Source organism: uncultured Bacteroides sp. (assembly GCF_910578895.1).
Classification (GTDB): Bacteria; Bacteroidota; Bacteroidia; order Bacteroidales; family Bacteroidaceae; genus Bacteroides.
Genome location: NZ_CAJTSC010000025.1, coordinates 38,148 through 46,186 on the forward strand (window position 1 = coordinate 38,148; position 8,039 = coordinate 46,186).

Here is an 8,039-nt window from a genome sequence, read left to right on the forward strand (position 1 = left end):
ATTTTTCAGAAAATAGAGGTTTATTATAGAAAAAATCAGTACTAATGATTAATTATCCGATTTCTATCTGTTATTTCAATTATTATTTAGAGCATAACAAAGAATGACAGATAGTATATGGCATGTTTCTGGAAACAAGATACAATCTGTTGTATAGAAAAAGTTCCCGAAGAACTATATAACCTTATCCAAAAATTCCATTTTCCCTATTTCCCTATCGGCTGTATCCGCCTTCTTACATCTTTGGATATTTCCAAAAACATGTAATTCACCCTACCCGAATGAATGCCTTCTTCATTCTCCTTATATTTCCTGCCGGCATACTCTTTAGACTTATCAAAAGTTATGCGAGACATCTGATTCTGTGTTTTTCCTACCATGGTAGAATCCAGTTGTTCGTCAGGAAAGAAATCGTCCAAATCGACATCACCGATCATAGTAGTCTCAAGAAACTTCATATCCTCATGATTTGCATCGGTGTAATATCCCACAAACATGTGTCCGGGCGTACGTACCAGTATCGGCTCGATATTAATGGCACGAAGCAAGGAAGCGAACAGGACACTTCCGTCCACACAATTGATCTGAGAAGATTCCAACGCATCATCAAACGTACGGACACGCTGGGAAAAGACGACATTGCTGGACAAACTCGTATTGGAAACGGAGCTATACCGGAATTTACGTTTCTGCAAAACATTCCACAAGGCGTAGACCTGATTGTCGACAGCCTCAGGGCTGCCTTGATAACCCAAAAAGCGGTTCACGATACGAGTATTCAATGCCTCGCGCAGCAACCGGTCTATCATAGGATTCTCTTCATTCACATAAGCCGCAAAGAATATTCCGGTATCATGAAATTTCGTACCTTCCGTAATGTATCCCAACAGGCATTCATTGATGCTACGCACCGAAAAAGTACGTACCCGTTGCCCAAGCTCTTTCCCATTCATCTCCACCGTAACGGCAACGCTCACCGGTTCCGCCTGATTATTATTCTTCAAAGCCTCGTAGTTCCAGATAATATCGGGATAGATTGTATACTCGGCATGCGGCTTTGCCAACACAAACTCCGAAACCGAACGGGCAAAGAAAGGAGTCTCGGCAACCTCTATCCGTACCCGGCTATAAACCTTCGTCGAACGGATTTTCACTCCGATGCAAGATTTGGGATTTCCTACAAACATAGAATCGGCAGGCACAATCACCTGGGCGTCTGTCGTTGCGACAGACAGGATGCCGGAAGGAAAAATATTCCCACCCAATACATCCGTTATCTCAAACCCGGAACGGAAAGGAGCCACGTTCAGCCAAACCGAACCGGCGACTGCAACAGCCAACGCAGCCACCACGAACGGCACACGCCATTTGACCTGCCCCCACTTCGCTCTATTTCTTAATTCTTTCATACAGCCATCCGCCTTAAAAACAACACAAAGATAATACTTAATCGGGGGAAACCGGAATTTTGTAATAATAATGTAACACCCGTTTCATTCTATCGTAACAAAAACGCCGCAACTTTGTCGAAGAAGAAAAATAAAGTTTAACTTTGTAATAAAGAAATGCTGCATGTCTCTTAGAGCCTGTTTAATTTTGTTCAGCATTATTTTGACAGTTCTTCTCAAGGATGTTTTTCTGTTTTTATAAGGAACATAGCGGGCTATGTGACGAATAAAAAAGAGGAAAACAGACCGGAAAGAGGCCAAAAGAAACTGAAGAAAAACTTTTTGAGGAAAATTCAAACCGGCTTTTATTACGTTACGACAATAAAAAAGTACAATGAACGAATATCGGATTTTAGTAGTAGACGACGAGGAAGATTTATGCGAAATCTTGAAATTCAACCTTGAAAACGAAGGCTACCAAGTAGACACCGCCAACTCTGCGGAAGAAGCCTTGAACATGGATATCTCCGCTTACGACTTATTGTTGCTGGATGTGATGATGGGAGAAATCTCCGGATTCAAGATGGCAAGCATATTGAAGAAAGAAAGGGAAACCGCCCGGATACCCATCATATTCATTACCGCCAAAGACACCGAAAACGACATGGTGACCGGATTCAATTTAGGAGCGGACGACTATATCTCCAAACCGTTTTCACTGCGGGAGGTATCCGCACGCGTGAAAGCCGTACTGCGCCGCACGCGGCAAGCGGGAACCGGACAGGAACCGGGGCAAATCATCCACCGGACATTGCTGCTCGACATCACCAAAAAGAAAGTAAGCATAGATGGAGAAGAGATACTCCTCACCAAAAAAGAGTTCGAAATATTGTGCCTGTTGCTGCAAAACAAAGGACGTGTGTTTTCCCGCGAAGACATACTAAGCCGCATCTGGAGTGACGAAGTATACGTGCTGGACCGTACCATAGACGTAAACATCACCCGCCTGCGTAAAAAAATAGGAATATACGGCAAATCCATCGTAACCCGTTTAGGATATGGTTATTGCTTCGATGCCGAATGACGACAGGCAATTCCTGTCATTCAGCCGGAAGCTGTTCCTTTCGGTAATCTCGCTGTTTCTTGCATTCGCCGCCTGTTTCATCGCCTATCAGTATCAACGGGAAAAAGAGTACAAGGCGGAACTGCTCGACACACAGCTTCAGGACTACAACGAACGCCTGCGGCAGGAACTGAAAAGCATGCCGGACAGCCTGTGGACCTCCGCCTTAAACCGGTATACCGCCAAGGGCACGGGTTCGCACCGTGACATCCGTGTCACTGTCGTAAACCTGCAAGGAGACATCCTTTATGACAATTGCCGTGAAACCTCCCGAGAAACATTCAACAACCACATAAACCGCCGGGAAGTCCAAAAAGCATTAAAGAACGGGAAAGGATATGCCGTAAGGCGTACTTCCGAGACCACAGGCATACCTTATTTCTACTCGGCAACCCTCTATCCCGATTATATCATCCGCTCGGCATTGCCTTATGACGTCGACCTGATAAACAGCCTGGCCGCCGACCCGCACTACCTTTGGTTCACAATCATCGTCACTTCACTGCTGATATTCATTTTCCATAAGTTCACCTCCAGATTGGGCACGGCAATCAACCACCTGCGCGAGTTTGCCAAACGCGCCGACAGGAACGAACCGGTGGAAGCCGATATGCAATCCGCCTTCCCGCACAATGAGCTTGGCGAAATATCCCAGCATATCATACAGATATATAAACGCTTGCGAAAGACCAAAGAAGCGTTGTATATCGAACGCGAGAAGCTTATCACCCACTTGCAGACCTCGCGCGAAGGACTGGGGGTATTTACTAAAGACAAAAAAGAAATCCTGGTCAACAACCTCTTTACGCAATATGGCAATTTAATTTCCGACTCCAACCTGCAAACCACCGAAGAGATATTCTCCGTTTGCGAGTTCCGGGAAATCACCGACTTTATCGGCAAGGTACAAAAACATCCTGCCGACAAAGAAGAGAAAGAGAAGCGTCTCTCCGTCAACATCAGTAAAAACGGACGTATATTCATTGTGGAGTGTATCATCTTCCAGGACTTGTCCTTCGAAATATCCATCAACGACATCACTCTGGAAGAAGAACGAGTGCGCCTGAAACGGCAGCTGACACAGAACATCGCACACGAGCTGAAAACCCCCGTAAGCAGCATTCAAGGCTATCTGGAGACCATAGTAAGCAACAGGAACGTCCCCCACGAGAAAATGTATGCCTTTCTCGAACGGTGTTACGCGCAAAGCAACCGGCTGAGCCGCCTGCTACGTGATATCTCCGTACTGACACGCATGGATGAAGCAGCCAACATGATGGAAATGGAGCAGGTGGACATCGGCATGCTTGTCGGCAACATAGTCGGCGAAGTGTCGTTGGAGCTGGAAGAGAAGCGCATCACGGTAGCCAACAGCCTGCCCCCCGGCATATTGATAAGGGGCAACCACTCGTTGCTCTACTCCATCTTCCGCAATCTCATGGACAATGCCATAGCATACGCCGGAACGGATATCCGCATCCACATCAACTGTTTCCGGCAAGACGGGCAGTTCTATTATTTCAGTTTTGCGGATACAGGCACAGGCGTTCCGCCGGAACATCTGAACCGCCTGTTCGAGCGGTTTTACCGCGTGGACAAAGGTCGCTCACGAAAATTGGGCGGTACGGGCTTGGGGCTTGCCATCGTAAAAAACGCCGTCATCATTCACGGCGGCACAATCTCCGCCAAAAACAACCAAGGCGGCGGACTGGAGTTTGTTTTTACATTAGGAAAAGAGAACTGACTTCCCCCATCCGTTTTGGAAAGGCCGGGCTACAGGCTTAGTGTCAGAACGAAATCGGGAAACAAACAGTAGCGAATCCGAAAGTTCCGCCTCTCCGCCGTACGGTATTCGGCGGCAGAAAACGTCCCTTGCTCCCCGACCGCAAACGGCAATACATGCAGGTGCTCACGGAAGTCTACATCGGCAGCACCCATGCACTTGAACATCGTCTCCTTTGCAGACCAATGAAGCAACAGCGACCAGGTTTCCGTATTCCTGAACAAAGAAACCTTTTCATCCTCACGCATGAATTTATGGGCCACTTTCCTTACCCGCTCGCTGTAATATTCGATATCAATGCCGACTTCCTGCCCGGGACTGCCTAACAGAACAGCTACATAACCTTTGGTATGCGAGATGCTGATTGAAAAAGAACCGTCCGCTAGGTAAGGTTTTCCGTTAGGACGATAACTTATCTCCTTCTCCTCACCGAGCATCGCATATAGCAATACGCGAACCGCCAGCCACTCCGATTTACGGGAAGCAGCCGTAAAGTTCCGGATGCACGCCTCATGTTTTTCCCGATGGGGAAGCATGGCAAGCAGTTCTTCCAGGGTTTCACTTGTTTTCCAGATACCCCACTTGCAGGAACCTTCGGCGTATTGTTTAAAAACAGGCATTATTTCTCCGCTTCGGCAGTTTCTTGAAGCGGCTCGTTGACAATGAATTTCACTTTCAAGATACGACGGTTGTCCATTTCAAGCACCTCAAATTCATAACAACCGTAAGCCACTTTCTCGTGAAGCACCGGAAACTCCCCTTTCAATTCGAGCAAAAGTCCAGCCAAAGTATCGGCATCACCTGCCACTTCGTCAAAAGTGTCTTCGTCTATCTTGGTAATCTTATAGAAGTCGGTCAACTGTGTTTTTGCCTCAAACACCCACGTATGGTCATTGAGTATGGCGTACGTACGCTCTTCGTCATCGTATTCATCGCGTATCTCGCCCACAATCTCTTCGATGATATCTTCCATCGTGACAATTCCCGATGTCCCCCCGAACTCATCCACTACAATGGCAATATGGATTTTGTTTGCCTGGAAGTCGCGAAGCAAATCATCAATCATCTTGGTTTCCGGAACAAAGTATGCAGGCCGGATGAGCGACTGCCAACGGAAGTTATCCCCCTTGTTCAAATGAGGAAGCAGGTCCTTGATGTAGAGCACTCCCTTGATGTTGTCGCGCGTCTCCGCATAGACAGGAATGCGGGAATAGACATTCTCGACAATGCACTTCACCACGTCCTTGAAAGAGGTGCGTATCTCAAGGTCGACCACATCCAGACGCGATGTCATCACTTCCTTGACCGTTTCACCGCCAAAGCGGATAATGCCTTCCAAAATATTGTTCTCCTCCGAAAGTTCGGCTTTATCCGTCAATTCCAAAGCATGCGAAAGCTCGTCTACCGAAATGTTATGATTCTTGCGCACAAAATGCTTGTTGAGGAATGATGTGGAACGTACCAACATCGATGACAACGGATAGAATATGGAGCGGCATGCCATGATGCCCGGAGCGGCAAAACGACAAAAAGCCAATGTTTTCTGCGCCGAATAAATCTTCGGCATGATTTCACCGAAAAGCAACAGCAGGAAAGTCAGGACAACCGTCAGAATCAGAAACTCCGCAATGACCGAATGGAACCGGAATACATTCATAAAAAAGAAGTTGCAGAGCATGATAATCGTCACGTTCACAAAATTGTTCGTAATCAATATCGTAGCCAGCAAACGTTCCGTGTCGTCCAGCAGATTTCTGATTTTCTCGTCAGAAGAATGTTTTCCCTCTGCGACAGAACTCAAGTCGGAGGGCGAAAGTGAGAAGAATGCTATTTCGGAAGCCGAAGCAAAACCGGATGCAAGCAAGAGCACACCTGCCAATACAATGGCTATAACAGCCGAAATAGAAGGAGCATGTACGGTTATACCGTTAAAAATATCTGCCAATTGGCATAAAAAAGCGTCTGGGTCCAAAGCTTTGGTTTTAGTTAAACAATTAGAACGGCAAGTCGTCCGTCGGATTATTTTGTGCAGGGGTTGCCTGCGATTGTACCGTCTGTGCAGAAGCGGCGCCCGCTTGTCCTGGCACACCGGCTTGCGGAGCGGCACCCGATGCCGCATTTCTTGCGGAAAGCATTTCCATATTATCGACAAAGATTTCCGTCACATAGCGTTTTGCACCGGTCTGGTCGTCATACGAACGAGTCCGTATTTTGCCCTCCACATAAAGTTTATCTCCTTTATGCACGTATTTTTCAGCCGTTTCCGCCAGTCCGCGCCAAAGGACAAGATTATGCCACTCCGTACGCTCGGGAACCTGTGTCCCATTTGCCAATGTATAGGCACGGTCTGAAGTAGCCAAAGGGAACGTGGCGACAGCTACACCCGTATCAAGATACCTCACTTCAGGATCTCTGCCTACATTTCCCAACAATATCACTTTATTTACCGACATAGGTTTCCTCTTTTAAAATTCGTTGCCAAAATTAACGAGAATAACAACATCATGCAAGAATACAGTCAACTTTTATATATATTTCTCCAAGAACGCATGTACCAGACGGGATACCGGATACTGTTCCATATCTTCTATCCTGATGCGCTGATATCCCGGAAACGAACGTGACTCCTCAGGCAAAACAACTTCATAAAAGTTGGCATAAATCACCCGGTGAGACAAAACGTGTTTCACATTCCGAAGTACCGGACGCACTTGCGGTGTCTCTCCTTCCGCTATATGCGAACAGAAAGAAGCCGATGCAAGAAACTCCTCTTCCGGCAAATCCCGGTCTGTTTCAACCAACGGCAATTCAAACAGATTCTTCCAGATATCATCGCCCGTCCGCTTATGTATAAGAGTACACGCGCCCATGCGTACATATATATAATTAAAATAACGGTTGGATGTCTTTGTCTTATGCCGCTTCACCGGAAGTTGCATCACCTGCCCCCTGGAGAGAGCGGTACAACTATCCGCCAAAGGACAAACCCTACAGTCCGGAGACTGCGGCGTACACTGGATAGCTCCAAAATCCATGATGGCTTGGTTATAGGCGGCAGGACGGGATTTATCAAGCATTTCATCCGCCAAAGCGGCAAAAACCTTCTTCCCCTCCGTAGAGTCGATAGGGATATCGATGCCGCAATAACGGGAAAGCACGCGATATACATTTCCGTCCACCACTGCGTATGGCATATTATAGGCTATGGAACAGATAGCGGCTGCCGTATAGTCTCCTACTCCTTTCAAAGCACGCACTTCCCGATAGCTTTCCGGAAACTTGCCGTTCATGCTCCTGGCAGCCGCATGCAGATTTCGCGCACGCGAGTAATATCCCAATCCTTGCCAATACTTCAAGACCTCTTCTTCCGAAGCCGATGCCAAAGTCTCCACATCAGGAAAACGACGGATGAAACGAAGAAAGTATTCGTATCCCTGCGCCACCCTTGTCTGTTGCAAAATAATCTCGGAAATCCATATCCGGTAAGGGTCGGCACTATCCCGCCACGGCAAATCGCGTTTATTGTCCGCGTACCAATCCAGTAAAATCCCAGTAAATCTATTCATATATAACTTTATAGTCCCAAAGGAGAGACTTCTTTTTTCAAAAGAACAAAAATACGGTTTTTCACTCTAAGAAAGTTTAATGCTTAGACTTTTTTCAAAAAATGTCCGAAATATATTTTTCAGAGCCGCAGAAAAGCTATATATTTGCAGTCCAAAAAATTAAGATATAAGTATAACAA

The 8,039-nt window shown here is 46.6% G+C and carries 7 protein-coding genes; 2 read left to right on the forward strand and 5 right to left on the reverse strand.

Features of this window, described 5'->3' with window-relative positions; genetic code table 11:
• Positions 1-206: 206 nt before the first annotated feature.
• Positions 207-1,409 carry a hypothetical protein gene (locus tag QZ327_RS08150; RefSeq protein WP_294618581.1) on the reverse strand — a complete coding sequence of 401 codons (1,203 nt, stop codon included), beginning with the start codon at positions 1,407-1,409 and terminating at the stop codon, positions 207-209.
• A gap of 373 nt (positions 1,410-1,782) precedes the next feature.
• Here QZ327_RS08150 and QZ327_RS08155 point away from each other — a divergent pair, with 373 nt between their 5' ends.
• Together QZ327_RS08155 and QZ327_RS08160 are read left to right on the forward strand one after the other, a co-directional pair.
• Complete coding sequence (locus tag QZ327_RS08155; RefSeq protein ID WP_294618582.1) at positions 1,783-2,472, forward strand: response regulator transcription factor; 690 nt, start codon at positions 1,783-1,785, stop codon at positions 2,470-2,472.
• Entirely contained in the window at positions 2,447-4,255 is a 1,809-nt protein-coding gene (locus QZ327_RS08160) for an ATP-binding protein (protein WP_294618583.1), read from the forward strand. Before QZ327_RS08155 ends, QZ327_RS08160 begins: the two co-directional genes overlap by 26 nt.
• 29 nt (positions 4,256-4,284) lie before the next feature.
• Here the strand turns inward: QZ327_RS08160 and QZ327_RS08165 are convergent, their stop codons facing one another.
• The 4 genes from QZ327_RS08165 to mutY form a co-directional block, all read right to left on the reverse strand.
• The gene (locus QZ327_RS08165; protein WP_294618584.1) at positions 4,285-4,914 is read right to left on the reverse strand and encodes a 4'-phosphopantetheinyl transferase superfamily protein; all 630 of its coding nucleotides are present in this window, start codon (positions 4,912-4,914) and stop codon (positions 4,285-4,287) included.
• Complete coding sequence (gldE, locus tag QZ327_RS08170) at positions 4,914-6,266, reverse strand: gliding motility-associated protein GldE (RefSeq protein WP_294618585.1); 1,353 nt, start codon at positions 6,264-6,266, stop codon at positions 4,914-4,916. The genes QZ327_RS08165 and gldE overlap by 1 nt, the downstream gene beginning before the upstream one ends.
• A gap of 22 nt (positions 6,267-6,288) precedes the next feature.
• On the reverse strand, positions 6,289-6,747 hold the full coding sequence (locus QZ327_RS08175) for a single-stranded DNA-binding protein (protein WP_294618586.1): 459 nt from the start codon (positions 6,745-6,747) through the stop codon (positions 6,289-6,291).
• 72 nt (positions 6,748-6,819) lie between these two features.
• Positions 6,820-7,860, reverse strand: a complete 1,041-nt coding sequence (gene mutY, locus QZ327_RS08180) for an A/G-specific adenine glycosylase (RefSeq protein ID WP_294618587.1) — start codon at positions 7,858-7,860, stop codon at positions 6,820-6,822.
• Positions 7,861-8,039 lie beyond the last annotated feature (179 nt).